At 69.9% G+C, this 25,238-nt stretch carries 25 protein-coding genes and 1 tRNA gene; 8 read left to right on the forward strand and 18 right to left on the reverse strand.

The genetic code is table 11. The annotated features are described in order from the left end of the window. Positions 1–176: 176 nt before the first annotated feature. Genes ASC98_RS28290 through ASC98_RS28355 form a run of 14 tightly spaced genes read right to left on the reverse strand, consistent with a single transcriptional unit; the run spans position 177 to position 17,229 of the window. The gene (locus ASC98_RS28290; RefSeq protein WP_056805485.1) at positions 177–1,316 is read right to left on the reverse strand and encodes a DUF1972 domain-containing protein; all 1,140 of its coding nucleotides are present in this window, start codon (positions 1,314–1,316) and stop codon (positions 177–179) included. Then, complete coding sequence (locus ASC98_RS28295; protein ID WP_082542119.1) at positions 1,313–2,494, reverse strand: glycosyltransferase family 1 protein; 1,182 nt, start codon at positions 2,492–2,494, stop codon at positions 1,313–1,315. Before ASC98_RS28295 ends, ASC98_RS28290 begins: the two co-directional genes overlap by 4 nt. Next, complete coding sequence (locus tag ASC98_RS28300) at positions 2,494–3,657, reverse strand: glycosyltransferase (protein WP_082542118.1); 1,164 nt, start codon at positions 3,655–3,657, stop codon at positions 2,494–2,496. The genes ASC98_RS28295 and ASC98_RS28300 overlap by 1 nt, the downstream gene beginning before the upstream one ends. Next, positions 3,641–4,735 (reverse strand): glycoside hydrolase family 99-like domain-containing protein, encoded by a 1,095-nt coding sequence (locus ASC98_RS28305; protein WP_056805494.1) that lies wholly within the window; start codon positions 4,733–4,735, stop codon positions 3,641–3,643. The genes ASC98_RS28300 and ASC98_RS28305 overlap by 17 nt, the downstream gene beginning before the upstream one ends. Positions 4,736–4,738: 3 nt before the next feature. Next, positions 4,739–7,438, reverse strand: a complete 2,700-nt coding sequence (locus tag ASC98_RS28310; RefSeq protein WP_162252911.1) for an oligosaccharide flippase family protein — start codon at positions 7,436–7,438, stop codon at positions 4,739–4,741. A gap of 29 nt (positions 7,439–7,467) precedes the next feature. Further along, positions 7,468–8,796, reverse strand: coding sequence for a glycosyltransferase family 4 protein (locus ASC98_RS28315; RefSeq protein ID WP_162249319.1), 1,329 nt, complete (start codon positions 8,794–8,796; stop codon positions 7,468–7,470). Continuing rightward, a complete protein-coding gene (locus ASC98_RS28320) occupies positions 8,783–10,117 on the reverse strand; it encodes a hypothetical protein (RefSeq protein WP_056820604.1) in 1,335 nt (444 codons plus the stop codon). Before ASC98_RS28320 ends, ASC98_RS28315 begins: the two co-directional genes overlap by 14 nt. A gap of 10 nt (positions 10,118–10,127) precedes the next feature. Continuing rightward, entirely contained in the window at positions 10,128–11,093 is a 966-nt protein-coding gene (locus tag ASC98_RS28325) for a glycosyltransferase family 2 protein (RefSeq protein ID WP_056805505.1), read from the reverse strand. 32 nt (positions 11,094–11,125) lie between these two features. After that, positions 11,126–11,866, reverse strand: a complete 741-nt coding sequence (gene epsI / locus ASC98_RS28330) for an exosortase-associated protein EpsI, B-type (RefSeq protein WP_162249318.1) — start codon at positions 11,864–11,866, stop codon at positions 11,126–11,128. Between the two features lie 56 nt (positions 11,867–11,922). Continuing rightward, positions 11,923–12,849 (reverse strand): exosortase B, encoded by a 927-nt coding sequence (xrtB, locus tag ASC98_RS28335; protein WP_235581432.1) that lies wholly within the window; start codon positions 12,847–12,849, stop codon positions 11,923–11,925. A gap of 1 nt (position 12,850) precedes the next feature. After that, positions 12,851–13,798 carry a polysaccharide biosynthesis tyrosine autokinase gene (locus tag ASC98_RS28340; protein ID WP_235581433.1) on the reverse strand — a complete coding sequence of 316 codons (948 nt, stop codon included), beginning with the start codon at positions 13,796–13,798 and terminating at the stop codon, positions 12,851–12,853. A gap of 12 nt (positions 13,799–13,810) precedes the next feature. Beyond that, on the reverse strand, positions 13,811–15,268 hold the full coding sequence (gene epsF / locus ASC98_RS28345) for a chain length determinant protein EpsF (RefSeq protein ID WP_056805516.1): 1,458 nt from the start codon (positions 15,266–15,268) through the stop codon (positions 13,811–13,813). Positions 15,269–15,307: 39 nt separating this feature from the next. Then, a complete protein-coding gene (gene epsE, locus ASC98_RS28350; protein ID WP_082542150.1) occupies positions 15,308–16,207 on the reverse strand; it encodes a polysaccharide export protein EpsE in 900 nt (299 codons plus the stop codon). Between the two features lie 20 nt (positions 16,208–16,227). Next, complete coding sequence (locus ASC98_RS28355; protein ID WP_082542116.1) at positions 16,228–17,229, reverse strand: EpsD family peptidyl-prolyl cis-trans isomerase; 1,002 nt, start codon at positions 17,227–17,229, stop codon at positions 16,228–16,230. A gap of 262 nt (positions 17,230–17,491) precedes the next feature. Between ASC98_RS28355 and ASC98_RS28360 the strand changes: the two genes are divergently transcribed. From ASC98_RS28360 to ASC98_RS28380, 5 genes are all read left to right on the forward strand, one after another. Continuing rightward, positions 17,492–17,941: a DUF2726 domain-containing protein gene (locus ASC98_RS28360; protein WP_056805520.1), complete on the forward strand. Its 450-nt coding sequence runs from the start codon at positions 17,492–17,494 to the stop codon at positions 17,939–17,941. 102 nt (positions 17,942–18,043) lie between these two features. Then, positions 18,044–18,316, forward strand: a complete 273-nt coding sequence (locus ASC98_RS28365; RefSeq protein WP_056805524.1) for a hypothetical protein — start codon at positions 18,044–18,046, stop codon at positions 18,314–18,316. Then, positions 18,313–18,888 carry a chlorite dismutase family protein gene (locus ASC98_RS28370; protein ID WP_369820468.1) on the forward strand — a complete coding sequence of 192 codons (576 nt, stop codon included), beginning with the start codon at positions 18,313–18,315 and terminating at the stop codon, positions 18,886–18,888. The genes ASC98_RS28365 and ASC98_RS28370 overlap by 4 nt, the downstream gene beginning before the upstream one ends. 43 nt (positions 18,889–18,931) lie before the next feature. After that, on the forward strand, positions 18,932–19,516 hold the full coding sequence (locus tag ASC98_RS28375; protein WP_056805527.1) for an outer membrane beta-barrel protein: 585 nt from the start codon (positions 18,932–18,934) through the stop codon (positions 19,514–19,516). 217 nt (positions 19,517–19,733) lie between these two features. Then, a complete protein-coding gene (locus ASC98_RS28380) occupies positions 19,734–20,798 on the forward strand; it encodes a sugar-binding protein (RefSeq protein WP_056820605.1) in 1,065 nt (354 codons plus the stop codon). A gap of 12 nt (positions 20,799–20,810) precedes the next feature. Here ASC98_RS28380 and ASC98_RS28385 read toward each other — a convergent pair whose 3' ends face one another. After that, complete coding sequence (locus ASC98_RS28385) at positions 20,811–21,149, reverse strand: hypothetical protein (RefSeq protein ID WP_056805535.1); 339 nt, start codon at positions 21,147–21,149, stop codon at positions 20,811–20,813. Between the two features lie 185 nt (positions 21,150–21,334). On the opposite strand from ASC98_RS28385, the gene ASC98_RS28390 reads away from it, so the two are divergent. Further along, a complete protein-coding gene (locus ASC98_RS28390) occupies positions 21,335–21,694 on the forward strand; it encodes a hypothetical protein (RefSeq protein WP_056805538.1) in 360 nt (119 codons plus the stop codon). A 22-nt stretch (positions 21,695–21,716) separates the two neighbouring features. On the opposite strand, the gene ASC98_RS28395 is transcribed toward ASC98_RS28390, so the two are convergent. From ASC98_RS28395 to ASC98_RS28405, 3 genes are all read right to left on the reverse strand, one after another. Then, a complete protein-coding gene (locus ASC98_RS28395; RefSeq protein WP_056805541.1) occupies positions 21,717–22,031 on the reverse strand; it encodes a hypothetical protein in 315 nt (104 codons plus the stop codon). Positions 22,032–22,082: 51 nt separating this feature from the next. Next, positions 22,083–22,170, reverse strand: a tRNA-Ser gene (locus ASC98_RS28400). A 42-nt stretch (positions 22,171–22,212) separates the two neighbouring features. Then, positions 22,213–23,058 (reverse strand): symmetrical bis(5'-nucleosyl)-tetraphosphatase, encoded by an 846-nt coding sequence (locus ASC98_RS28405; RefSeq protein WP_056805545.1) that lies wholly within the window; start codon positions 23,056–23,058, stop codon positions 22,213–22,215. A 110-nt stretch (positions 23,059–23,168) separates the two neighbouring features. Between ASC98_RS28405 and ASC98_RS28410 the strand changes: the two genes are divergently transcribed. Together ASC98_RS28410 and ASC98_RS28415 are read left to right on the forward strand one after the other, a co-directional pair. Beyond that, positions 23,169–24,470: a hemolysin family protein gene (locus tag ASC98_RS28410; protein WP_056805547.1), complete on the forward strand. Its 1,302-nt coding sequence runs from the start codon at positions 23,169–23,171 to the stop codon at positions 24,468–24,470. Then, positions 24,467–25,228, forward strand: a complete 762-nt coding sequence (locus tag ASC98_RS28415) for a SapC family protein (RefSeq protein ID WP_056805549.1) — start codon at positions 24,467–24,469, stop codon at positions 25,226–25,228. Before ASC98_RS28410 ends, ASC98_RS28415 begins: the two co-directional genes overlap by 4 nt. Positions 25,229–25,238 lie beyond the last annotated feature (10 nt).

The raw sequence follows: 25,238 nt of genomic DNA on the forward strand, positions 1-25,238 counted from the left end.
ACTGACTGTCGCCGACTGTTTGACCACAACGAACGAAGTGAGTGGAGGGAGTTTCGGCGACGGGCCATGAAGCCAGTCAGCGGAGGGAAGTCCTCGGCCCCCAGGGGCCGAGGACCGCCCCCGACGGCGCGCCGCAGCCTCCCCACCCGCGCCTTTGCACGAAAAAAAGCGGCAGTTCAAGAAACACGTCCCTCACGCGCCGCAGCACTGGAAGCCACCGGCAGCCATTGCAGCAGCAGTTGCTCGTACTGCGCCAGGATGTGGTTCCAGGTGAAGCATTCCTCGAAGCGGCTGCGGCTCGCCTGTTGCATCGCGGTCAGCCGCGCCGGATCCTTCAGCACCGCCTCCAGCGTCGTCGCGAAGCCGTCGGCCCCGTTGAAATAGCCCGCCTGCGGCCCGGCCACCCAGCGGTTGAAGCGGTTGTCGTGCGCGATCACCGCGTTGCCCGCACCGAGCGCCTCCACCAGCGACGGGTTGGTGCCGCCCACCTGGTGGCCGTGCACGTACGCCATGCTGTGGAAGCGCAGCGCCTGCACCGTCGGCTTGTCGTAGATCGCGCCGACGAATTTCACCTCGGGGCTCGCCGCTTCCTTCACCGCGCGGTGGTACGCGTTGTCCGCCGAGTAGTTGCCGAGCACCGTCAGCGTCACGCCGCGCGGCGCGCGCGAGAAGCCCTGCACCACCTCCAGGATCGAGTTCTCCGGCTCGGGCCGGGCCACCAGCGTCAGGTAGCGGCCGGGCTCCAGGCCCAGGCCGTGCACCGGCGCGGTCGGCATGTCGCGCAGCGGGTCGGCACCATAGGCGATGGTCGTCACCTTGTTCGCGTTCACGCGCGTGCTCAGGTGCTGCTTGATCTCCGGGTGGTCGGCCACCAGGTGGTTGCCGAGCCAGCAGCCGGCCCAGTCGTTCATCCAGAACCAGGTCTTCGCGACCCCGCCCCACTTGGCGCGCGACCACTCGATGCCGTCCATGTTGATCAGGTTCGGCACGCCCTTCAGGCGCAGCAGCGTGCAGAACACCGCCGTGTTGTAGCCGAGCGTCAGGCACAGGTCGCGGTGCTTCGCGGCGTGGCGCGTGGCCTGCCAGTCGAACAGGATCGTGCCCTTCGGCCCCGGCGCGTCCACCGGCATGCGCACCCGCTCGACGCCGCGCCAGGTGTCTTCGAACACCGGGCCGGTGCCGTCCTCCTGGCAGTACACGATCACGCGCCAGCCGCGCTCCACCAGGTACAGCGCCAGGTGCTCGGCAAAGGTCTCGAAACCGCCGTGGGCGGCCGGAACGCCGCGCGTGCCGAGGATGCGGAGGGTCTTGGTCATCGGTCAGCTCTGGAGGAAGGGTTGTAGGCGGCCGGGCTCGACGGCGTGGGTTCGAAGAAGCGTCGCACGCCGTGCACCAGCACCTGCGCCGATTGCTGCCAGTCGAACTTGCGCACCTGCTCCAGGCCCTGCGCGCGCATGCGCTCGCGCAAGGCCGCATCGCCCAGCACCTGCCGCAGCGCGGCGGCCAGCTGGGCGCTGGACTCCGGGTCGGCATACAGCGCCGCCGTGCCGCCCACCTCCGGCAGCGAGGTGGTGTTCGACGTGATCACCGGCACGCCGCTGGCCATCGCCTCGGCCACCGGCATGCCGAAGCCTTCGGCGAAGGCCGGGTACGCGAACGCGAGCGCATGCCGCATCACCGCCGGCAAGGCCTGGTCGCCCACGCTCGACAGGAAGCGCACGCGCTGCTGCAGGCCGTGCTTCACCACCGCCCGGTCGATCTGCTCGTAGCTGAAGTCGCGCTGGCCGACGATCACCAGCGGCGGCGCATCGGCACCCAGCTCGGCATACGCATGGATCAGCGTCTCGTGGTTCTTGCGCGGCTCCAGCCGGCCCACCGTCAGCAGGTAGCCGCCGGGTTCCAGGCCGAGCTCGCGCACCGCATCGGCCCCCTCGGGGCCGGGCCTGAACCGCTGCGGGTCGACGCCGTTGTAGGTGATCGCGATGTCGTCGGCCGGCACGCCGTACAGCCGCGCGATCTCGCCCTTCGAGAACTGGCTCACCGCGAACAGCAGCTTCGCGCGCCGCGCCGCATGCCGGAAGGTCAGCTTCGACTGCAGCACGAAGCTGCGCGGGAAGAACTGCGGATGGGTCTCGAACAGCAGGTCGTGGATGGTGCAGGCGCAGGCGCCTGTGCGCACGAACGGCAGCCGGTACTGCATGTGCAGCAGGTCGATGCGGTGCTTCCACTGCAGCCACGGCAGTTGCAATCCGAGACGGACCGGCGCGCGCTGGTGCGCCATGCGCACCAGCTCGACGTTCGGTGCACGGAACTCGGGATGCGCATCCCGCAGGCTGTCGATGCCGTCGAGCAGGAACACGAAGTCGATCTCCGGCGCGAGCCGGATGGCCTCGCGGTACAGCCCGAGGATGTGGCTGCGCGAGCCCTGGAAGATGCCGTCCCAGGTGTGGAAATCCACGCCGAGGCGGGGTCGGCGAACAGGTGTCGTGGTCATCAGCGGGTGCCCAGCGGCGTGGCGGAAACCGGTGCAGGCTCGTGGCCCGCACCGACGAGGCGTCGGCTCAATTCGACATGGCGCAGCGCGAAACCTTCGGAACTGAAGCGGCGCGACAACAACCGCTGCTGCGCGTGCGCGACCTGCGCGGCACGGCGCCCCGGCGTCGTCACCAGCGCATCGATCGCGCGCCACAGGTCGGCCGCGTCGTGCGGCGTGCAGAACGCGATGCCGTCGTCGTCGAAGTAGTGGTCCAGCCCGCCGGCGCGCGTGGCCACCACCGGCACGCCGCGCGCGGTCGCTTCGAGCACCGCGGTCAGGCCGGACGCATGCAGGTTCTCGTGCAGCGGCACCACGACGCAGTCGGCCCAGCCGTAGTTCGCGACCACCTCGGCCTGCGTCATCGGGTGCGCGCTGATGTTGGGCTGCGCCAGGCGTGCCGGAAAGTGGCTGGAGCCGACGCGCAGCTCGACGCCGGCACGGCCGCCCAGCGCCTGCGCGAGCGTCTCCCAGTCGCGGTGGCGGTCGTTGCCGAGCGCCAGCACGTGCAGCGGCCGCGTGCCGTCGAGCTCGGCCTGCGGGCGTTCGGTCGCGATCGGGTAGCTGTCCAGCGAGATGCCGAAATCGACGATCACCTGCCGCTCGCCCAGGTCGAGTTCGCGGGCGCGCACCATGTTCAGCGGCGAATGGAAGGTGGCGGCCTCGGCATCGCGCATCAGCCAGCGCACCAGGCCTCGCCGCAGGCCCGACCAGCGCGCCCATTCATCGACCAGCCAGATCGACTGCGCGACGATCGGCGCGGTCGCGACGCCCAGGCGGCGCAACAGCCCGACGCCCAGGTGCTCGTACTCGGTGTGCGTCCAGATCACGTCGGCGCGGTTTGGGTGCAGCAGCGCGCGGTTCGCCCACACATGCCGCAGCTCGAAGCCGAGCAGCTTGCGCAGCACGCGGTCGAGCTGGCCGAGTGCGCCCGGCCATGGCGGCGTCGCGCGCGAGAAGCTCAGGCGGCAGCCCTGCTGCAGCGCGTGGTGGTAGCCGTAGGGCGTCGCGTCGGGCACCTCGCCGCGCGCATGGCGCTGCGCCCAGGCGGCCACGTCCAGGTGCCGCGGCAGCAGCACCGTCACGCGCAGCTCGGCGCGTGCGGCCTCAGGGGACGAAGACATCCTGGATCCTCTCGAGGTACTGCATGCCGAATTTCTTCGTCGGCTCGATGATCGAGCCTTCGCCGTATTCGTTCCAGCAGCACAGCACGCCGATGCGCTTGGTCTTGTCGGGGTTGGCGTCCATCAGCGCCTTGCCGGCGCGCAGGTGGGCCTCGAAGGTGGCCGGCGTCGACACCGAGTCGTCATGCCCCGGCTGCGAGCTGCCGCCCCACGGCGTGCGGTCCCAGCCGGCCGTCATCGGCACGAAGTACGGCAGCTTGCTGTACTTGACGATCCAGTTCCACTGCATGCGGTAGTACTGGTCGAGTTCGTCGTAGCTCTTCGAGTACGGCGTGCGCGTCGAGTCCTCGCCGGCGATGCCGAAGTGGTAGTTGTAGGCCGACAGCGCGTCGAAGCCGCTGTTGAACGCGAAGTCCCGCACCCAGAACTGCGAGGCCACCACGCCGAGCACGAAGTAGATGCCGGGCACGCCGGCGGCGCTGGCCCGGGCGCGCGCGCGGGTCAGCATCGCGGCGGTCGTCGTCTTCATCGCGGTCGCCTGGCCGCGCAGCACGTCGGGCGAGAACACGAACATCACCGGCTTGTTGTCGATGCGCAGGTACTCCGGCCGCTTGAAGTGGTTGGCGATCCAGAAGTCGACCAGCGCATCCCATTCGGCCAGCGTCTTCGGCTCGGCCGTGTGGTTGGCCCACATCAGCGAGTACTTCACCTTCGTGCGCTGCGCCGCGGCCAGGTAGGCGAGCACCGCGGTCTGGGTGGCCGGCTTCGCGTTCTCCCAGTACCAGTCGAAGATCACGAACGAGATGCCGGCGTCGGACATCCAGCCGAGCTGGCGGTCCAGCGTGACGGCCTTGTCGTCCCGGTACCAGCCGAGCATCGGCTCGCGGTCCTTCGCATACGGCTTGATCGACGACCAGGTGTCAGGCTCGGACGGGCCCTTCACGCCGGGCGACCAGCCGGGGTAGTAGTAGATCCCCAGCTGGTAGGGCGTGCTGGCCGCGACGGCTGCCCACGGCGCGACGACGCAGGCCAGGGCGAGGGCGGTGCGGAGAAGGAGGCTGCGCAGGGCCAGGTTCATGGTTCATGCTCCCAGTTGGGCGGCGAGTGCCGCCGACGCGAGTTGCTCGACCGCCGGGCGGCGCGAGCGGATCTGCGCGCGCGTCTCGGCCAGGGCATCGAGGCGTGCGCAGACGCAGCGGACCAGGCTGTCGGGATCGCAGACCTCGAGCGGGCTCAGCAGCGATTCGGCGCCGAGCCCGAAATGGCGCAGCGCGCCGGCGAACTTGCCCTGGTACTCGACGGCCACCACCGGGATGTCGCGGCCGAGCGTCGCGATCATCAGGTGCATGCGGCCGGTCAGCACCAGGTCGAAATGCTGGCAGCACTGCTTCACGTCGGCCGCGGTGTACGGGCCCTGCGCGAGCAGCACGCGCGGCTGCACGTCGGCCGGCAGGCGCGAGAACACGTCGGCCAGCATCTCGGGGTCGCTCGCGTGCGGGCGGAAATCGTGCGGCACCAGCACGACGCGCGCATCGCGCTCTTTCACGAGGCGCGCGATCGCGGTGGCCGACGCCGACACCGCCTGGTCGCGCTGCGCGGCCGACAACAGCTTCAGCGAATGCGGCGACAGGTTCCACGCGATCACCGGGCCGCCGGCCTGCGGGCCTTCCTTCAGCCACGCGGCCACGCTGCGCTCGAGTTCGCCTGCTGCCGACGGCTCCAGCAGGAAGCCGAGGTCGGCGGTCAGCCTCACCCGCTCGCCGACCAGTTGCGCGACCCGCTCGCGCGACACCGCATCGCGGCACAGCAGCGTGACGCCCTGCGGCAGCTGGCGGAACGCGCCGGCCATCGCCGGATCGGGCCGGTCGTTGAAGCTGAAGCTGCACACCATCGCAGGCACGCCGCGGCGCGCCGCGAAACCGGCCACCTCGAGCCGCAGCATCGATTCGAATCGCGAGTAGAAGCCGTCGAGCACGTCGGCACCGATGACGATCAGCGCACGCGCCTTCGCGAGTTCGTTGGCGACCGCGCCGGCCTGGCCGAGCCGGCCCCACAGCGGCATCGCGCTGAAGGCCACGTCGCCGCCGACCGGCATCTCGACGCCGGGCCGGCACAGCACGCGGGCCGACTTGATGCCGGCCTGCTTCAGCAGCGCGGTCAGCCCGCCGACCAGTGCCTGGTCGCCGACCGAGCCGATCATCGAGTACGCATCGGCGATCACGATCACCACCTCGCCAGGCCGGGCCGGCTGGGCCGCGAACGGCCGCGCGAGCGACATCAGCACGCGGTAGGCGCGCACCAGCATGCCGTCGTTGAGCCGCACCACGCCTTCGAGCAGCCGCACGCCGGCGGCACCGACGGCGCCGGGCAGGCGCGACACATGGCGCAGCAGCACGCGCGGCATCAGCGCGACGATCAGCAGCGCATACAGCGCCGCGCTGATGCCCAGGCTCAGTGCCGATCCGACCACGGCATTGACGCGGGTCTGCGCGAAGTTCGCGACGGCGAAGCCGACGGCAGCGGCGAGGACGGCAGCCAGCACCGGCTTGGCGATCTGACGGAGGATGGGCATGGCTTGGATCTCCAGGGAGAGACGGATGACGCGGAAGATGATGGGCACCGCCGCCATCTGGCCGAACAACAGGCTGGCGGCAACGCCTGCGGGACCGAAGGGCAACAGCAAGGGCAATACCAGGAAACTGCAGGCGCAGCGCACGATGCCGACCTGCACCATCGCGCCGGCTGCACCGGTCGCTTGCACTGCCGACGAATACAGCAAGGCGATGGTGCGCAATGCACCCAACAGGCACAGGATCTGGAACGGCGCGACCGCGTCGTGCCACTGGCTGCCGAACACCGCCGGCACCAGCACCTCGCCCGAACCGGCGGCCAGCAGGAAGGCCGGCACGATGAACGTGGCGGCCATCAGCGAGCGCGTGGCGATCGCGTCGAGCAGCGCCTCGCGGTTGACCTGCGCGCGGGCGAACACCGAGATCGACGAATCCCACAGCGGCGCGGCCAGCAGCTGCGTCGCGGCCAGCTGCGCGCGCGCGGCGAGCGCGTAGTTGCCGAGCAGCGCCAGGCCCATCTGGCGGCCGACGACCAGCTCGATCACGCGGGTCTCGGCCAGGTCGAGCAGCTTGACGAAGGTGATGCGCGCCGAGAAACCCGACAGGTCGTGCAGCGCGCGGCGGTCGAAGGCCCAGCGCGGGCGCCAGCTCTCGTGGCGCCACAGGATCACGGTGCCGGTGACGTGGAAGCACAGCTGCTGCAGCACGAAGGACCAGACGCCCAGCCCCATCAGCGCCGCGACGATCGCGACCGCGCCGCTCAGCAGGTTGGCGGTGGCGGTGCGGCGCGCGAGCGTGCGGTAGTCGAGCGAGCGGCGCAGCAGGCCGGCTGGCACCGCCGACAGCGCCATCAGCAGGAACACCGGCGACAGCGCCATGATCACCGGCTGGATGCCGTCGCTGTCGAAGGTGTGCGCGAACCAGGGCGCACAGGTCAGCGCCAGCGACGCGAGCACGATGCCGCAGGCCATCGTGGTCCAGAACGCGGCGTTGATGTGCTCCGGGCTCAGCGTCGCGCGCTGCACCAGCGCATGGCCGAACAGCTGCTCGACGAAGATCTCGCCGAGCGTCAGGAACACCATCGCGACCGCGAAGGCGCCGAACTCGGTCGGACCGAGCAGCCGCGCGAGCGCGAAGAACACGATGAAGGTGATGCCGCGCGCCGCCCAGTTCTGCACGTAGGCCCACATGGTTCCGCGAGCGGCGGACATCTTGTGTTGCGAGTCCATCGGCACGTTGCTCATGACGACCCCTCGGCCGGCGAGTACGCCGGCCACTCCCGCGAGGGGAGGGCGGGCCGGCTTGGGAGCGGCCCGGCGCTCGCCCCGCCTGCCGCTTCGTTCACCGTGGCCATCACCCGCTCGCGCCACGAACGGGCCGAGAACGCGACGCCGGCATGCTGGCGGGCCGCCTCCGACAGGCGGGCGCGCAGCGCATCGTCCGACAGCACCCGCACGGTGTGGTCGGCGAAGGCCTGCGCCTCGTCGGCCACCATCGCATGGCAGCCGTCGAGCGCGCCGGTGCCTTCGACGCCGATGCGCGTCGACACCACCGCCGAGCCGGCGAGCATCGCCTCGACCGTCTTGATCTTCACGCCGCCGCCGCTGACCAGCGGCACCACGGTGACGGCGTTGCTGGCGTAGAACGCATGGATGTCGGGCACGAAGCCGCTGAACTCGATGCCGCTGCCGCCATCGGCCTGCGCGACGAGCGCCGCCGGCGGGTTGCGGCCGGCGACGACGAAGCGCGCTTGCGGCATGCGCTCGCGCACGCGCGGCCAGATGTCGCGCAGGAACCAGGCCATGCCTTCGAGGTTCGGCTGGTGGCCGAAGCTGCCGGCGAAGCCGACCCGGCCGGCCACCGCCGCGCCGTGGGCGCGCTGCAGCACCTGGTCGTCGGCCAGCGGCAGGCCCATCGACAGCGCGCGCGTGGCCGGGTTCAGCGCCTGCAGCACCTGCGCGTCCTGCTCGGACAAGGTCAGCGCCGCGGCGAAGCGCGGGTAGTGGCGCGCCTCGTAGCGCGCCCACGCGACCCAGTTCAGCCAGTTGCGCGGGCCGGGCGCACGCTGCGCCTGGCGGAAGCCCGACAGGCTGTAGGCGTCCTGCACGTCCATCACGCACGGGATGCCGTCGCACAGCGCGACGTACTGCGCCATCTGCGGGAACTGGATCCACACGATGTCCGGGCGGAAGCGCTCCAGCATCGCGCGCAGCGCGGTGTCCATCGCCGGCGTGCGGCACAGCCGCGCCAGTTCCGGTTCGCCGAACGCGAACGAGCCGAGGCGCGCACGCAGCACCGCGCTGCGCGCGATCTGCAGCGGCACGCTGTCGACCTGCGCGCAATGCGCCTGCAGGCTCGCGAGCGCGCGGCGGTCGGTGTCGTCGGGCTCGGCGCCGCGGTAGCCGAGGAACGCGACCGTCGCGACGCCGGCCAGCTCCTTCAGCTGGGCCCAGCAGAGCGCCGCGCCGCCGTTGGCGGAGCCTTCACCGTAGAGGAAGGGCGCGAGCAGCAGCACGCGCGGGGTCGATGCGACCGTCGCCGCGGGGGCCGGCGATTCAGGCAAGTTCATGCGTGGCGAGGGTGGACTGGTACAGCGAGGGCGCGCGCGGTGGCGCGAAGGCGGCGGCATGGCCGTGCATGAAACGGCCGAGCAGCGTGAAGACGAACAGGAAGAACACGACGATGTCGGGCTCGAAGTTGTACGGCAGGAAGAACGCGCAGACGGTGAAGCCGATCAGCACCGACCACTGGCTGCGGTGCACCCACAGCCCCGACAGCATGCCGGCGATCGACACCAGGAAGACGGTGCCGATCGGCAGCCCCATGTCGAAGAACAGCGCGAGGAAGCTGTTCTCGACGTTGTAGAGCGTGCCGCCGAACAGCGCCGCGCGCGCGCCGACCGTGCCCTTCGGGTAGCCGAGCCAGGCATAGTCGTTCAGCGATTCGATCGCCATCACGAAGGACTTGTGGTGGCCGACCATCGATGGGTCGGTGCCGCTGGCGTTGAGCAGCGCCCAGCGGGTGACGGCGCCGTCGCTGTAGCTGTCGAGCAGCAGCAGCGCGACGCCCATCAGCGCGATCGAGACCGCGCCGGCCAGCACCATGCGCGTCAGGTTGGCCGGGCTGAACAGCACGCTGCCCGGCACGCAGGCGAGCACCAGCGCGGCGGTGCCCAGCATGATCGCGAGCCAGCTGCTGCGCGAGAAGGTGAGGGCGACCGCCAGCAGCGCGAACACCAGCGCGGCCACCACCACGACGCTCGGCAGCGGCCGCGGCTTGCGCGAGAACAGCACGCCGCCGACCAGCAGCGCATACAGCCCGAGCGCGAGGCCGAGCGAGTTCGGCCCGGTGGCCGGCAGGCCCATGCGCAGCCAGGTGCCGCCGGCGATGTACCAGGCGCTCGCGAGCGGGCCGGTGCCGGTGTCGTCGCCCATCAGCGTGCGCAGCAGCCGCGGGCTGAGTTCGACCGCGGCGAAGATGCCGAACGCGGTGAACACCACCAGCAGGCCGCACCAGAAGCTCATGCGCAGCAGCGCGCGCACGTCGTCGTCGCTCGCGCGCAGCACGATGCCTTCGAGCGCCACCGCGAACAGCAGCGGCAGCAGGTAGATGCGGGCGTAGTACAGGCCGGGGATGTGGCGGTCGTCGAACGCGGCGACGAACACCGTCGCCGAGATCGCCGCGATGCACAGCAGCGCCCACAGGTAGAAGCCGCGTGCCTTGAAGACATCGGTGCGGCTGATCGCGAACAGCACCAGCAGCAGCAGCAGCCCGTCGCGCAGCGGCGGGATCAGGTTGGGCACGTGGGCCATGCTCAGCAGCGTCTTGCCGAACTGCGACAGCAGCGAGACAAACGCAATCAGGCAGAGGAGGCGGCCGGCCGCTCTCATGGTTCGCCCCTCATCGCGCCACCACCGGCGTCTGCTTCCACCACGCGGCGAACGACTGCCGCGCGGCCTGGAAATAGCCGTTGCGCTTGTCGCGCTGCAGTGCGCGGCGCTCGGGGTTGCCCGACACCACCGCACGGCCGGCGTGCGCCAGCGCCTTGGCCGAGAACACCAGGCCGAGCGACAGCGCCAGCCTCGAGGCCGCGCCGCGCCCGAAATGCTTGGTGACGAACAGCAGGTACGAGCGCAGCGTGCGCAGCACCGTCGCGCGGCCGGCCCAGGCCTTGCCGGCGCCTTCGTAGTGCGTGACCGTCACGTCGGCGCGGTAGCTGGCGCGCAGCCCGAGCTGGCGCACGCGGCGGCCGTAGTCGACGTCTTCGCAGTACATGAAGAAGGCGTCGTCGAGGCCGCCCAGCCGTTCCCACACCTCGCGCCGCGTGGCCAGGCAGGCGCCCGACACCCAGTCGACCGACGGGTTCGACAGCGCGTAGAAGCCGGGCCGGGTCTGCACGCGGCGAAACACGTCGGGCGTGCGCCATTGCTTCTCGAGCCCGAGCCACGACAGCGCGATGCGCACCGGCGTGTGTTCGAAGCCGACCGAGAACTGCAGGCGCCCGTCGCCGTACACCATGTGGCAGCCGGCGACGCCGACTTCCGGCTGCAGCGCCTCGTCGACGAGGCCGTCGAGGTTGCCGTCGCAGCGGGTGTCGTTGTTCAGCAGCAGCAGGACCTGGCCGCGGGCCTCGCGCGCGGCGCGGTTGTTGCCGCCGGTGAAGCCGAGGTTCTCGGTCGATTCGATGTAGCGGATGTCGGGCCGCGTGCGCAGGAAGGCCTGGCTGCCGTCGACCGACGCGTTGTCGATCACGATCACCTCGACGCTGTGGCGCACGAAGGCCGCGCGCACGGTGTCCAGGCATTCGGGCAGGAAGCGCAGGCCGTTGTAGTTGACGATGACGACGGAAACGTCGGGCGGGTTCATGGCGGTCGCAGGCAGGTTCGGCCGGGATCGGTTCAGGGCGCCGTGGCGGCGACGCTGGCGTCGGCCGGGCTCTGCGACGGGCTCACCGGGCCGATCAGGAAGCGCCGCGTGCGCGGGTCGACCGACTGCAGCAGGTCGGCCATGAAGCGCTCCTGCATCTGGTAGGCCGGGGCGGTGTCGGTCGCGATGGTCGACACGCGGAACAGCAGGCCGTCCGGGATCCAGCCGCGCAGGCCCTGCTTCAGGCGCGAGACCTGCTGCTGCATGCCGGACGGGATCACGTCGTCGCCGACGCGCATCCAGTAGCTGATGGGCTCGCTGCGCGCGCCGAGGCTGGCGAGCAGCCGCTGCACCGGCACGCGGGTCGCGTCGGCCTGGAGCGCGGCATGGCCGCCGCCGCGGATCTGGAAGCCCTGCGCCACGTAGCAGACCTCGGGGCGGTGCAGTTCGAGCTCGCCGGCCTGCGCCGCACCGTAGGCGATCGACAGCATCACCCGTTCGCCGGTCGGGCCGATGTAGGTGCGCGTCAGCGTCTGCGCATACAGCGTGTTCAGCAGCGCGACCTGCTGCGGGTTGATGACCTGCGCGACCGTGCCGTTGTCGACCCGCCAGCCGGCGAACGCGCGCGGGATCGCGGTCTCGAGCTTCAGGTCGCTGCTGAGCGCGGCCAGCCGTGCGCGCGGCGTGACAGCCTGTGCCAGCACCACGGCGCCCAGCATCAGCACCAGCACCGCGGCGGCCCGCCTCCAACTCGGGACGAATGTCGTGCTCACTGGAGTACCTGCGTGCTGCGCACGGCGGTATTCGCCCTTGGAGCGGTCCGGCGGGCTCATGCCGCCGCCTTGTGCCGCACGCCGAGCCGCAGCAGCGAATCGGCGCCGGTGATCAGCAGCAGCGCGGCCATGAACAGCACCAGCCCGGCGAAGCCGTGCAGGAAGCCCTGGCCGGCCTCGTCGCCGAAGTGGTAGGTGATCAGCGTCAGCACCATCACGCGGATCACGTTGGCGCAGAAGCTGATCGGCACGATCAGGATCGCGAGCGCCACGTTGCGGAACACCGAGGCATGCCGCACCAGGTTCAGGTACAGCAGCCCGAGCGCCTCGAGCGTGAACAAGGTGTGCAGCCCGGCGCAGGCATCGGCCACCAGCAGCTGGTACTGGCCGATCTGCAGGATCACGCCGGTGCGGCTGATCGGGTAGCCGATGCGGTACAGGATGTTCTCGGCGACGTACGACACCGCGAGCTTCATCGGCTGCGTCAGCGCATCGACCACCGTGCCCGGCAGCGGGATCATGAACAGCATGAAGAAGAGCGGGAACCACATCCGCTTCAGCGCACCGGGGCCGCGCAGCAGCAGCACCAGGCCGACCAGCATCCACAGCAGCGAGCCGATCTCGAGGATCAGGATGCCCTGCGAGCGGCCGAGCGCATACGACAGCGTGCCCACCGCGAGCAGCGGCCAGGCGATGAGCGGCCGCGGGCGGTCGCCGGGCATCGACATCGCGGCCGGCCAGGCGCGCACCAGCAGCCAGATCGAGATGCCGAGCACGATCGGGCCGTGGCCCTGCTCGTCGGTGCGCCAGATGCCGTTCAGCAGGTCGAAGAAGCTCGGGCCGTACATCGCCACCAGGCCCGCCGCCGGCAACAGCCATGGCGTCAGCCAGGCTGCCATCGAGCGGCCGCCGTGGAACCGGCTTTGCCGGGCCACTGGCGGCGCCCCCTCGGAGGGAGGCGCGAAGCGCTTCGGGGGGGTCATGTCAATAATCGTTGAGGACGACGCCGGCGAGCTTGGCGGGGCTCTCGGCGAGGCTGGTGACCAGGTCCTGCAGGCCGTTCATGTGGCACTGGTTCTTGCGCGCGATCGCCAGCGCCGAGCCGCAGCGCGCCGCGATCACGCCGGCGTCGGCGCCGTACGACGCGGCCGGCGTGTCGACCAGCACATGGTCGAACTTCGACAGCAGCTCGCGCAGCAGCAGCTTGAAGGCCGGCCGCTCGACCAGCTCCAGCGGGTTCGGCGGCGTCACGCCGACCGGCAGCAGGAACAGGCTGGGCAGGTCGGGCACCTGGTGGATGACGTTGGTTTCCTTGCGGCCGCTCAGCACGTTCGACAGGCCGGCGCCGTTGGGCACCGCGAACACCTCGTGCTGGCGCGGGCCGCGCATGTCGGCATCGACCAGCAGCGTGCGCCCGCCCAGCTGCGCCAGCGTGACCGCCAGGTTGGCCGCGAAGAAGGTCTTGCCGTCGCCCGCCTCGGGGCTGACGACGGCCAGCGCGCGCTTCGGCTCGTTGGCCGAGAACAGCCGCATCATCAGCTGGCTGCGGATCGCGCGGAACGATTCGGCCTGCTGGCTGAACGGCTGCACCGCGGCGACGAGCTCGCGGCTCAGGTCGCGCCGTTCCTCGGGCGCATAGGGGTAGTGGAACTGCTGCGACAGCGCATACAGCACGTCGTCGTCGCTCGCGAAGCCGAGCGCCACCGCCGCCTCGCCGAAGCGCAGCCGGTGCTGGCGCTGGTAGGCCAGCACCGTCTCGACCTGCTGCGACGACAGGTTCTTCAGGTCGGCAATGATGTCGCCGATGCTGCGGTCGTGCAGTTGCTGGCCGCCGCCCTGGTAGGCGCCGTCGACGGCCTCCGCGCTGCCGTTGCCGTTGAGGCCGTTCGCGCCGCGCGCGCCGCCGCCGAAGCCGGCCATTCCGTCTCTCATGTTGGCCATGGTTCAGCGCCCCCGCGTGCCGTTGGCGACGGCCAGTTTCGAAGAGGCTCCCGGCAGCCGCGCCAGCACCCGTTTCGGCAGCACGAAGCGCTGCTTGCCGCCGAGCAGCCGACGGCGCATCGGCTGCGGAATGCTGCCGATCACCGGCAGGCCGATCGTGCGCACCAGGTCTTCCGGGCTGCGCACGCGGCGGTCGATCAGCTCGCGCAGCAGCGCGATGCCCACCGCCAGCATGCCGCCGAGGAACACCGCGACCAGCATGTTCAGCAGCAGCCGCGGCGACGAAGGCCGGGCCGGCTCCGACGCGCGCGTCAGGATCGAGATGTTGGTCTGGTTGTTCTGGCTCTCCAGGCTGGTCTGCGTCAGGCGCGCGCCGACGGCGTCGTAGGCGCGCTGCGCGGCCTCGAGGTCGCGCTGCAGCACCTGCGATTCGTCGCGCTGGTCCTTCAGCCTCAGCACCTTGGTGCGCTGGGCTTCGAGCGCGGCGCGCACATCGGCCTCGCGCGCCTTGTTGATGTTGTTGTTGACGCCCATGCTGCTGCTGACGCGGCGCACCTCGGCGTCGTAGCGCGAGCGCAGCTCGTTGATGTTGGCCTTCAGCTCCAGCACCTGCGGGTTGGCATCGCCGAGGCGCGTACCGAGCTGCTGCAGCTGGGCTTCCTGGCGCGACAGGTCGGCCCGCAGCCCGGCCACCACCGGGTTGTTGATCACGTCGGGCAGCTGGTTCGGCGATATCGCGGCCTGCTGCTGGCGGCTGGTCGATTCGGCGCTCAGCGCCTGCATCGTGATCAGCTGCGTCGACAGGTCGTTCAGCTTCGCGTTCTCGACGTCGAAGCGCTCGTCGGTCGACACCAGGCCCTTTTCCTTCTGGTAGGTCGACAGCCTGGCCTGCGCCTTCTCGAGCGATTCGCGCAGTTCCTTCGCGCGGCTGTCGAAGAAGCTGCTGTACTGCTTGGCCGGGTCGACGCGCAGGTCGAGGTTGGTGTCGATGTAGGCCTGCACGAAGGCGTTGGCCAGCGCGGCGCTGAACTTCGGATCGGGCGAGGTGTAGCTGACGTTCAGCACGTTGCTCTCGCGCGAGGGCTTCACGTCGAGGTGCTTCTGCAGCGCCTCGGCCAGCCAGGCCTCGAACTCGCCGGCACCGTCGGTGGCATCGAGCCACTTCGCGCGGCTCTCGGCGTTCTGGTTCAGCTTCATGTCGCGCACCACGCGCTGGGCCACGCGGTCGCTGGTGATGATGTCGACCTGGGTCGACATGTAGCCCGGCGTCATCATGCCGGCCAGCACCATGCCGGCGATCGGGTCGGGCGACTTGACGTCGATCACCAGCGCAGCGCTGGCGGTGTACTTCTTCGGCAGCAGCAGGCTCAGCGCCAGCGCGGTGCCGAGGGTCAGCAACAGCATCGCGAGCGCCGCTTTCCAGCGGGCCCGCAGGATGGACATGAATTGCGAGAAGGACATGGGCGAGGCTCGCAGCGGTAGGTTGTTATGGGGTTCCGGTCAGAACAGGCTTTCGCGGATGTAGATCACGTCGCCGTTCTGCAGCGCGTCGTTCATCCCGGGCTGCAGTTCCTCGACGCGGCCTTCGCCGTTGCGCCGGTGCACGCGCAGCCCGCGCGTGGTGCCGCGCTGGGTCAGGCCGCCGCCACTGGCGAGCGCCTGCATCAGCGTCATGTTGCTCTCGAGGCGGATCGCGCCGGGGCGTTGCACTTCGCCATAGATGTAAACGGTGGGCATGCGCTCGACGTAGATCGTGTCGCCGTTGAGCACCACCGGATCCTGGCTCTGTGCGCCGTTTGCAAATAGTGCGGCAATATCGACCTGAAGGCGGTACGGCTGGCCATTGCGGATACCGGTCAAGATGACAACATCGCTGCCCCCCGGTGCAATGCCGCCGGCCTGCGCGAGCAGCTCGCTCAGGCGCATGCCGCTGACGTCGATCGGGAAGCGGCCCGGGCGATTCACCATGCCGAGCGCCGAAGCCTGGTTGCCGCGCACCTGCGTCACCAGCACCGTCACCTGCGGCTGCTTGACGAAATTGCCGGTGCGCAGGCCGTCGGCCAGCGCCTTCTCGACCTGCGGCACCGTGAGGCCGCCGACCGTCACCTGGCCGAGCAGCGGAAAGCTGATCTGGCCGGTGTCGGAGACGCGGGTCTCGATCGCGAGGTCGGGGTTCTGGTACACCGCGACGCGCAGCACGTCGCCGGCACCGATCAGGTACTCGCGCTGCCGGTTGTCCAGCGGCACCGGCGGGGCGTTGCCGCTCACGACGGCGGCGGTGGTGGCCGGTGCCGCGGGCGCCGTCTGCGCGTGCGCGAGCGGGGCGGCCAGCGCAAGTGCAGCGAGCGCGACGGCGGTGACGGCTGCGGTCGCGCGTTGGGCAGGGCGTTTGATCGTCATGGCGGTCGGCAGTTTTTTCATCACTTCAGGTTGGAGAGTCCCTTGTTGACGGTCGATGCATCGAGCGCGGTGCCCGACGCGGCGGGGCTGGCCGCACTGGCGGCGGTGCTCGTCGCGGAGACCTCGGCGGTCGGTGTCGTGACCACCACCGGCGCCGGGCCGTCGGTCGGTGCCGGCTCGCCGGCGGCCTGCGCGAACTTGCCCTGGTATTCGATGCGGGCGGCGGCGCGCAGCTGCTTGAGCTGCTGGTCCACCACCTGGCGCTTGCGGTCGACCAGCAGGTACTGCTGGATCGCGTTCTTCGCTTCTGCGGCGGCCAGCGGCGCCGGCTTCACCGACACGATGGTCAGGATGCGTGCGCCCAGCGGGCCGTTGATCACGTGCGACTGGCCTTCCTTCAGGGCGGCCATCGGCGCGGCCGCCTGCATCGGCAGTGCGTCGGCACCCTGCGTCAGCTGGCGCGTGCCGAAGCGCAACGCGGCGACGCGCAGCGCGGCGGCCACGTCGTCGGCATTCTTCGCGGCATCGATCTGCGGCTTCAGCGCCTGCTGCTGTGCCGGCGTCGCCTCGACGGCGGTTTCCACCAGCGTGTAGACGCGGCGCTGCGCGAACAGCTCCGGGTGCGCGCTGTAGTAGTCGCTGACCTCCTTCTCGGTCGGCACCGCGGCGCTCTCGGCCAGCCGCTCGGCATAGGCGCGCGCGAGGATGTCGCGGCGCGACGCCTCGATCGCCTGCACGACACGTGGATCGCGGTCGAGGCGCTGTTCGTTGGCGGCCTGCAGCGCGAGTTCCTGGTCGATCAGCGCGTCGAGCGTCTTGCGGCTCGCGGCCTCGACCTGTTCCGGCTTCAGCGGGCCCTGACGCTGCATCAGGAAGTTGATCTGGTGGACCGAGATCTCTTCCTTGTTGACCTTCGCCGCCACCTGCGTCGCACCCTCGCGTTTGCTGCCGCAGGCAGCCATCACGAGTGCGCAGCACAGCACGACGCCAGTGCGCAGAACGGGTCGGAACGGGATGGGCATGCGGGGTCCTGGCAAGTAACTTCTCCTCGCGTGCCGCCCGTTGTCGTGATCGATTGAACACGACTCAGGGAAGGCACCAATATGACAAAAACAGAAACCGGTATGAGCAAGACTGATGCCTGTGTGACGCAGTGCACGGTGCCCGGTTGCAATTGCGGAGCTTGGTTACACCCGGCGTGACGACGTGACGCCCCGGCAACCCCCTTGAATGGGTGGGGTTCCCCGACAATCGCCCGATCGCAAACGATGCAAGGGCTCGCGCATGACGATCGTGCTGGTGATGACCGTGCTGCTGCTGGCCGGCCTGGCCGCGCTGGGGGTGATGAAGAACCGTGCGGCGCGCGAGCCGGGTGCGGCGCCGGTGGCGCGGCGGCCGCTGGGCAAGCAGGAACAACCGATGTTCCACCGGCTGTGCGAGGCGTTCCCGGACCAGGTGGTGCTGGCGCAGGTGTCGCTGTCGGCGCTGCTGACCGCGAACCACCGGTCGACACGCAGCCGCTTCGAGCGGCAGTTCGCGAACTTCGCGGTGTGCAGCCGCGAGTTCGACGTGCTGGCGCTGATCGAGCTCGACGATGCGAGCCACGCACGCGATGCCGCCGAGGTGGCGGCGCGCGACGGCATGCTGGCGGCCGCCGGTTACCGGGTGTTGCGTTTCAAGCGCGTGCCGAGCGAGATCGACCTGCGCACGGCGGTGATGCGGGCCGCGGGCTGATGGCGGGCTGACGGGCCCGCCGGTCGCGGCGACAATCGCCGGTCGTTTTTGCCGATTCGACGCTGAATTTCTTTCCCGATTTTTCCGCTCTTGCCTGTCACGATGACGTCACGCCGTTTTTTCACCGTCCTCGGCCTGGTGGCCGCCACGCTGGCGCTTGCCGTCGTGCTCAATCCGTCGGCCGAGCGCCACCGCGACCGCGTGCGGGCCGCGATCGGCGAACGCAACGTGCTGGCCAAGGCGCTGGGCCTCGGCTCGCTGGCTGCGCTGGTGTCGAGCTACCACTCGCTAGGCGTCGCGTCATACACGTCGGTCGATGGGCACCTGCTGTCGGTCGGCGCGATGGGGGTGGTGTTCGTCAGGGACACGCCGTGACGGCGGTGCCAGCGCGACTGTTCGACTTCATCGGCGGCGCGGACGGACCGTGGCGTGTCGAGCGCATCGGCGCGGTGACCGGCGACGGCCTGCCGGCCGTGGCGCGGCTGCGGGTTGCCGAAGCGGCAGGCGGCGCCGGGACCGGCGAGCCGGGCGCGGCGTGGCAGTTGCGCGGCATCACCAGCAACGAGCGCTACGTGGAGCGCCCGGAGAAGCAGCAGCTGCTCGCGAAGCAGCCGGCACTCGGCCGCGCCGAGGCTCGCCGTGCCGCGCTGATCCCGATCCGCAAGAACGCCGCCTGGTGGGCGATGACGCAGGACGAGCGGCGCGCGATCTTCGAGGCGCAATCGCGCCACATCGCGATCGGGCTGGACTACCTGCCCGCGGTGGCACGCCGCCTGCACCATTGCCGCGACCTGGAAACGCCGCAGCCCTTCGATTTCCTGACCTGGTTCGAGTACGCGCCGGCCGATGCCGAGGCCTTCGAGGCGCTGGTGGCGGCGTTGCGGGCCTCGCCCGAATGGGCGTTCGTCGACCGCGAGGTGGACCTGCGGCTGAGCCGCGATGCCTGAGGGCGCGCCGATCCTCTTTCTTGAAGTTGCACAGGACCTTCCGATGACCGAATTCCGATTGGCAGCCGCCGCCGCGCTGGCCATGGCCCTGACGCTGGCGGCGGCCCCTGCCGCCCACGCGGCCGATGGCGGCGGGCCGCTGAAGTTCTCGCTGGGCGGCGGTATCACCTCCGGTGGCGACAACCTGGTGGCCGGTTCGGGCGCCGAGATGGACGCCGGCCGCGGCCTGCAGCTGTTCGCCGGTGCCGAATACTGGGTGGCCGAGCCGTTCGCGCTGCAGATGAACCTGGGCCTGCAGATCGACCGCCGCAAGGCGGCCGGCGGCACGCTGCGCTTCCAGCGCTTTCCGCTCGAGCTGATGGGGCTGTTTGCGGTGACGAACAACCTGCGCTTCGGCGCCGGCGCGCAATTCGTGTTCGGTGCCAAGCTGCACGGCAGCGGCGATGCGGGCGGGCTGAGCCAGAGCTACCGGCATGCCACCGGCCGCGTGCTCGAAGGCGAGTTCCTGGTCACTCCGCATTCGGCGGTGAAGCTGCGCTTCGTGCGCGAGGACTTCACGCCGGCGAGCGATGGCGCCCCGAAGATCAAGGGCGATCACGTGGGGCTGATGTTCACGCACTACTTCTGAGGACCTGGGTTCCTCGCGCCGTCTCGGCGCCAGGCCGGGTCGCTGGATCGGGTCACGCCGTGTAGCGCTGCGTAGTACAGCGCGCAGCAACGCTGCGCGCGTGCGATCCGTTGCACGGCAGTGCGTTGTCTCAGGGTTTGCATCGATCGGTTACAGGGGGGTACGGCCTTAACTTGCGCGCCATCCAGCACCTCGACTGGAGCCACCGAGACAAGCCATGAACCGTAGAAGACTCCTGCTTTCCCTGTCTGCGCCGGCCTTGCTGGCCACCTCCCGCCTGGCCCGTGCGGCCGTGGCCGACAAGGGCCTGATCGGCGTGTCGATGCCGACCTTCTCGTCGCGACGATGGGTCGACGACGGGCTCAGCATGATGCGCACGCTGAACCGCCTGAACTACACGGTGGACCTGCAGTACGCGATCAACAACGCCGGCGACCAGCCCGGCCAGGTCCAGAAGATGATGGACGCCGGCGCGAAGGTGGTGGTGATCGGCGCGAGCGACAGCAGCGCGTTCACCGCGGTGCTGGACAAGGCCGCGAAGAAGGGCGTGAAGGTCATCGCCTACGACCGGCTGATCCGCGACAGCGGCAACGTGGATGCGTATGCCACCTTCGACAACTTCGAGGTCGGCGTGCTGCAGGGCCGCGACATCGAGACGCGGCTGAAGCTGCGCGATGGCGGCAAGGGCCTGATCGAGTTGTTCGCCGGCGCGGCCGACGACAACAACTCGCACTTCTTCTACAACGGCGCGATGTCGGTGCTGAAGCCGCACATCGACTCCGGCGCGCTGACGGTCGGCTCCGGCAAGGTCGCGATGGCCGAGGTGGCGACGCCGCAATGGAGCGGTGCGATCGCGAAGGCACGGTTGCAGGCGATGCTGAAGACGCTGTATGCGAAACGCCGGCTCGACGCGATCCTCTCGCCGAACGACAACACCAGCGTCGAGCTGCTGACGGCGCTGCAGGGCGTCGGCTACGGCACCGCGGGGCAGCCGTGGCCGGTGGTGACGGGGCAGGATGCCGAAGTGAACTCGGTGCGCTCGATCCAGCGCGGCGAGCAGTCGTCGACGGTGTTCAAGGACACGCGGCAGCTGGCGGTGCGCGTGGCCTCGATGGTCGACGAGTACATGAGCGGCAAGCCGGCCACCATCAACGACACCAAGACCTACAACAACGGCGTGAAGGTGGTGCCGTCGTACCTGCTGAAGCCGGTGTTCGTCAACAAGACCAACTGGCAGCAGGTGCTGGTGGAGAGCGGGTTCTACCAGCAGAGCCAGATCTGAGGGCGCGGCCGGTCAGCGCGAACGTCGCGCCTCGAGCATCGCGCAGGCGAAGCCGATGGCGGCGCACCCGCCGCCCCAGGCCGCCAGCAGGCCGCCGAAGTTCTTCAGCAGGACGAAGGGCGCGAAGCCACTCGTGAACCAGTGGCTGAGCGGGATGAAGCGCTCGGCGTAGCTGCCGGGCGGGCAGACGGCCTGCATGTCGAAGGAGGGCGGCCTGCAGCCGGCCATCTCGACGATCTTGCCGGCACCGATCGTCGAGACGAAGGGCAGCCCGAAGGTGAGGCAGAAGGCGATGAGGCTGCCGGTGGCCAGCCAGAAGATGAACCTGCAGACGCTTCGATTCGTTGGCATGTGCGCCTTGTGTGGGGGGGGGCGGTGCGGCCGTTCATGCCGCGGACGGGTCGGTGGATTGTGAGGTACGGAGCCGGCGTGCCGGCACAATGCCGGCATGCCGATTCTTTCTGCCGTTGATACCGTTCAGACGTCGGTGCAGGACGGGCTGGTCACGCGGCTGGTGGAGTTTTGGCCCGAACCGTATGCGGCGCTGGCGAACCGGGCTCACCTGGTCGAGCCGATCGACCCGCCGCGGTGAGGAGTCCGCGCGCCGCGACAACCGCTCGGGCGACACCAGCTACACGCTGCACCTGGTGGGCGGCGAGGTGGCGAGCTGCTCCGTCGGGTATGCGGCCTACCAGCGGCTGAAGGATGGCGACGCGATCCGCGTGCAATCGACGCGGCTGCTTCGCCAATGCGTGCGCGTGACGCGCGACGACGAGGTGGTGGAAGCGACGCGCCACTGGCGGTGGATCGCGTGGGTGATCGGCGGCGTGCTGATCGCGCTGGCCATCGGGTGGCTGCGGGCGGACGATGAGGACGGGAGCATCGGCCTGGCCTGATGCCGGTGCGATGCGTCTCGCGCTACCGTTTGCACAGCCCGTCGAGCTGGCGGTAGTCGACGCTGCCGGCCGGCGGGTCGGACAGCTGCTTGTTGATCGGAAAGAAGAGCGGCTCGAACCAGGATTGCTTCTGCTTGACGCAGGCGAAGGTCTCTCGCATGGCCGTCCCGATCTCGGCCGCGGACGCCTGCCTTGTCGCCAGCTGACACAGCTGCTGCGAGCTGGTGCAGGCGTTCAGGTGATCGGCGAACTTCAAGGCGGAGTAGACCTCCAGGCCCTTGTAGCCGACGAAGAGGACCGCCGCGATGGCGGCCAGCTTGAGTGCATTTCCGAGCATGGGGCGGGGACGCTCATGAGGCGCAACAGTGTGACGACCGTACGGCAACGGTGGCGGAGAGAGTGGGATTCGAACCCACGGACAGTTGCCCGTCGCTGGTTTTCAAGACCAGTGCCTTAAACCGCTCGGCCATCTCTCCGCTGTCGGGCAAGAGGCCGGGATTGTAGTCCCGCCCCGCGCGTCAGCCCGGCTTCTGCACCTGCTCGCAGTCCACCTGGACCACCTCGGGCGGCGCGCTCCCCTCGGGCGGCGCGCTCCCGTCACCCAGCCGCACCGCCGTGAGCTGCCCGCCCCACACGCAGCCGGTGTCCAGCGCCATCAGGTCGGGCCGCAGCGTCAGCCCGAGCGTCGACCAGTGGCCGAACGCGATCGGCACGCCGGCGGTGCGGCGCTGCGGCGCGTCGAACCAGGCGAACCGCCCCGGCGGCGCGGCATCGGCGCCCTCGTTGCTCGACATGTCAAGCGTGCCGTCGGCGGCCACGAAGCGGATGCGCGTCAGCACGTTCACCGCGAAACGCAGCCGGTCGGCGCCCTGCAGGCCTTCGTCCCAGCGCGAAGGCTCGTTGCCGTACATCACCTGCAGGAAGCCCAGCAGGTCGTCGCTGCGCAGCCGCTGCTCCACCTCGCCGGCCAGCGCCAGCGTGGTCGCCAGGTCCCACTGCGGTGCCACGCCGGCGTGCACCATCAGCCAGCCGTGGGCGTGCACCGCCATGCGCTGCCAGCGCAGCCAGTCGACCAGCGCCGCGCGGTCCGGCGCCGCCAGGATCTCGCCCAGCGTGTCGCGCCGCCCCGGCTGCCGCACGCCATGCGCCACCGCCAGCAGGTGCAGGTCGTGGTTGCCCAGCAGGCAGGTCGCCGACGAGCCCAGCTGCTGCAGCCGCCGCAGCGTGCGCAGCGAGGCCGGGCCGCGGTTCACCAGGTCGCCCAGCAGCCAGGCGTGGTCGCGCGACGCGGAGAAGCCGATCTTCTCGAGCAGCCGCTCCAGCGGGTCGCAGCAGCCCTGCAGGTCACCGATCAGGTAGTTCATCGCGGGGATTCTGCCCGCCCACCCCGTCACGCCCCTGCCGGCGCCATCTGCTACCCTTGCGGCCTTCGTCGTTTTGCGCGTTCCGGGCCGGGCCCCGGCAGCGTGCTTCCATGGACATAGCGCTCCTCGTTTTCCTGATCATCCTCAACGGTCTGTTCGCCATGTCGGAAATGGCGCTCACCGCCAGCCGCAAGGCTCGCCTGCAAGTCATGGTGGAAACCGGCGACGACGGTGCCCGCGCCGCGATGGACCTGCACGAAAACCCCACCAAGTTCCTGTCCACCGTGCAGATCGGCATCACGTCGATCGGCGTGCTCAACGGCATCGTCGGCGAGGCGGCGTTCTCCGAACCGCTCGCCGCGTGGATCCATCTGACGTTCGACATCCGCGAGAAGGCCTCCGGCATCACCGCCACCGCCCTGGTGGTGATGTGCATCACCTTCCTGACGATCATCTTCGGCGAGCTCGTGCCCAAGCGGCTCGGGCAGATGTATCCCGAGAACGTGGCCCGGCTGGTCGCGCAGCCGATGGAATGGCTGTCGATGGCGGCGCGCCCCTTCGTCAAGCTGCTGTCGTTCTGCACCGAAGGCACGCTGCGCCTGCTGGGCATCCGCGGCGGCCCGAGCCGCTCGGTGACCGAGGAAGAGATCGCCGCCAGCCTCGAGGAAGGCCTGGACGCCGGCGTGATCGAGGCGCAGGAGCACCAGATGGTGCGCAACGTGTTCCGCCTCGACGACCGCCAGGTCGGCTCGATGATGATCCCGCGCACCGAAATCACCTGGCTCGACGCCGCGGCCGACCTGAACGACGTGCTGAAGGTGATCGGCGACCAGGAGCATTCGCGCTACCCGGTGTGCCGCGGCAGCCTGAGCGACGTGGTCGGCGTGATCTCGGCGCAGACGCTGCTGCAGCAGTCGTTGCAGGGCCGGCCGCTGGCGCTGACCGAAGGCCTGCAGGCGCCGGTGTTCGTGCCGGAGACGCTGTCGGGCATGGAGCTGCTGGAGCAGTTCCGCGCGTCGTCGGCCCAGCTCGTCTTCGTGGTCGACGAGTACGGCGAGGTGCAGGGCGTCATCACGGTGCGCGACGTGCTGGAGGCGATCACCGGCGAGTTCACGACCCCGGCCGACGGCGAGGCCTGGGCGGTGCAGCGCGCCGACGAGAGCTGGTTGTTCGACGGCCTGATCCCGGTGCCCGAACTGAAGGACCGGCTGGCGCTGAAGGAGCTGCCCGAGGAAGACCGCGGCCGCTACAACACGCTGGCCGGCATGATCATGTTGTTGTTGGGCCGGCTGCCCAAGACCGCCGACACGGTGGATTGGGAAGGCTGGCGTTTCGAGGTGGTCGACCTGGACGGCAAGCGCGTCGACAAGGTGATGGCCACCGCCTTGCCCCCTGGAGCTGAAGTTCAATGATCACTGCCCTCTACAAGAAGCCCGCGCTGCTCGACCGCACGCGCCATGCCGGCAAGCACCTGCTGCCGCTGGACGTGTCGGTGGCCGCCGGCATGAACGCGCTGTTCTGCACCTTCGGCGAGTTCGTCGAGGCCGGCAAGGAATACCCGATCCTGTTCGTCAACAGCGGCACCAACGAAGACGGCAGCCCGCAGCTGAACCCGGTCGTGCTGCTGGGGCTGTCGGCCGGCGAGAACCTGTTCGTCCAAGGCAGCCAGTGGTTCGGCCGCTACGTGCCGGCCGCGTTGCGCTGCTACCCGCTGGGCCTGACGCGGGCCGCGCGCGACGACGGCACCGGCGAGGGGCTGTCGGTGGTCGTCGATGAAAGCTACCCCGGGTTGGTCGACGGCCCCGAGGGCGTGCCGCTGCTCACCGCCGCTGGCGAGCCGACCGAGACGCTGACCAACGCGATGAAGCTGCTCGAGCTGTACGACCAGGAAGCGCAGCGCACGCCGCTGTTCTGCCAGCGCCTGCGCGAGCTCGACCTGCTGAAGGGCATGCGCGCCGAAGGAACGCTGAACGACGGCGAGACCTTCTCGGTCGACGGCTTCCAGGTGGTCGACGAAGACAAGCTGCGCGCGTTGCCCGATGCCGCGGTGCTCGAGCTGTACCGCAACGGCATGCTGGCGCTGATCTACGCCCACCTCGGGTCGCTGAGCTGCCTGCAGCGCCTGAGCGACCGCAAGACGCAGCTGAAGACGCAGGCTGCGGCCGCCTGAGCGGAGGCGG

It is taken from the genome of Rhizobacter sp. Root1238 (assembly GCF_001425825.1).
Classification (GTDB): Bacteria; Pseudomonadota; Gammaproteobacteria; order Burkholderiales; family Burkholderiaceae_C; genus Rhizobacter.

Coding starts and splice junctions, on each gene's coding strand:
- ASC98_RS28390 (WP_056805538.1), top strand. CDS start 21,335: ATGCGGCGCTGGCGAACCGGGCTCACCTGGTCGAGCCGATCGACCCGC.
- ASC98_RS28385 (WP_056805535.1), bottom strand. CDS start 21,149: ATGCCAACGAATCGAAGCGTCTGCAGGTTCATCTTCTGGCTGGCCACC.
- ASC98_RS28305 (WP_056805494.1), bottom strand. CDS start 4,735: ATGAACCTGGCCCTGCGCAGCCTCCTTCTCCGCACCGCCCTCGCCCTG.
- xrtB (WP_235581432.1), bottom strand. CDS start 12,849: ATGACCCCCCCGAAGCGCTTCGCGCCTCCCTCCGAGGGGGCGCCGCCA.
- ASC98_RS28295 (WP_082542119.1), bottom strand. CDS start 2,494: ATGACCACGACACCTGTTCGCCGACCCCGCCTCGGCGTGGATTTCCAC.
- ASC98_RS28355 (WP_082542116.1), bottom strand. CDS start 17,229: ATGCCCATCCCGTTCCGACCCGTTCTGCGCACTGGCGTCGTGCTGTGC.
- ASC98_RS28365 (WP_056805524.1), top strand. CDS start 18,044: ATGACGTCACGCCGTTTTTTCACCGTCCTCGGCCTGGTGGCCGCCACG.
- ASC98_RS28310 (WP_162252911.1), bottom strand. CDS start 7,438: ATGTCCGCCGCTCGCGGAACCATGTGGGCCTACGTGCAGAACTGGGCG.
- ASC98_RS28325 (WP_056805505.1), bottom strand. CDS start 11,093: ATGAACCCGCCCGACGTTTCCGTCGTCATCGTCAACTACAACGGCCTG.
- ASC98_RS28415 (WP_056805549.1), top strand. CDS start 24,467: ATGATCACTGCCCTCTACAAGAAGCCCGCGCTGCTCGACCGCACGCGC.
- ASC98_RS28375 (WP_056805527.1), top strand. CDS start 18,932: ATGACCGAATTCCGATTGGCAGCCGCCGCCGCGCTGGCCATGGCCCTG.
- ASC98_RS28380 (WP_056820605.1), top strand. CDS start 19,734: ATGAACCGTAGAAGACTCCTGCTTTCCCTGTCTGCGCCGGCCTTGCTG.
- ASC98_RS28300 (WP_082542118.1), bottom strand. CDS start 3,657: ATGTCTTCGTCCCCTGAGGCCGCACGCGCCGAGCTGCGCGTGACGGTG.
- ASC98_RS28410 (WP_056805547.1), top strand. CDS start 23,169: ATGGACATAGCGCTCCTCGTTTTCCTGATCATCCTCAACGGTCTGTTC.
- ASC98_RS28360 (WP_056805520.1), top strand. CDS start 17,492: ATGACGATCGTGCTGGTGATGACCGTGCTGCTGCTGGCCGGCCTGGCC.
- ASC98_RS28405 (WP_056805545.1), bottom strand. CDS start 23,058: ATGAACTACCTGATCGGTGACCTGCAGGGCTGCTGCGACCCGCTGGAG.
- ASC98_RS28340 (WP_235581433.1), bottom strand. CDS start 13,798: ATGAGAGACGGAATGGCCGGCTTCGGCGGCGGCGCGCGCGGCGCGAAC.
- ASC98_RS28395 (WP_056805541.1), bottom strand. CDS start 22,031: ATGCTCGGAAATGCACTCAAGCTGGCCGCCATCGCGGCGGTCCTCTTC.
- ASC98_RS28320 (WP_056820604.1), bottom strand. CDS start 10,117: ATGAGAGCGGCCGGCCGCCTCCTCTGCCTGATTGCGTTTGTCTCGCTG.
- epsE (WP_082542150.1), bottom strand. CDS start 16,207: ATGACGATCAAACGCCCTGCCCAACGCGCGACCGCAGCCGTCACCGCC.
- ASC98_RS28315 (WP_162249319.1), bottom strand. CDS start 8,796: ATGAACTTGCCTGAATCGCCGGCCCCCGCGGCGACGGTCGCATCGACC.
- epsF (WP_056805516.1), bottom strand. CDS start 15,268: ATGTCCTTCTCGCAATTCATGTCCATCCTGCGGGCCCGCTGGAAAGCG.
- ASC98_RS28290 (WP_056805485.1), bottom strand. CDS start 1,316: ATGACCAAGACCCTCCGCATCCTCGGCACGCGCGGCGTTCCGGCCGCC.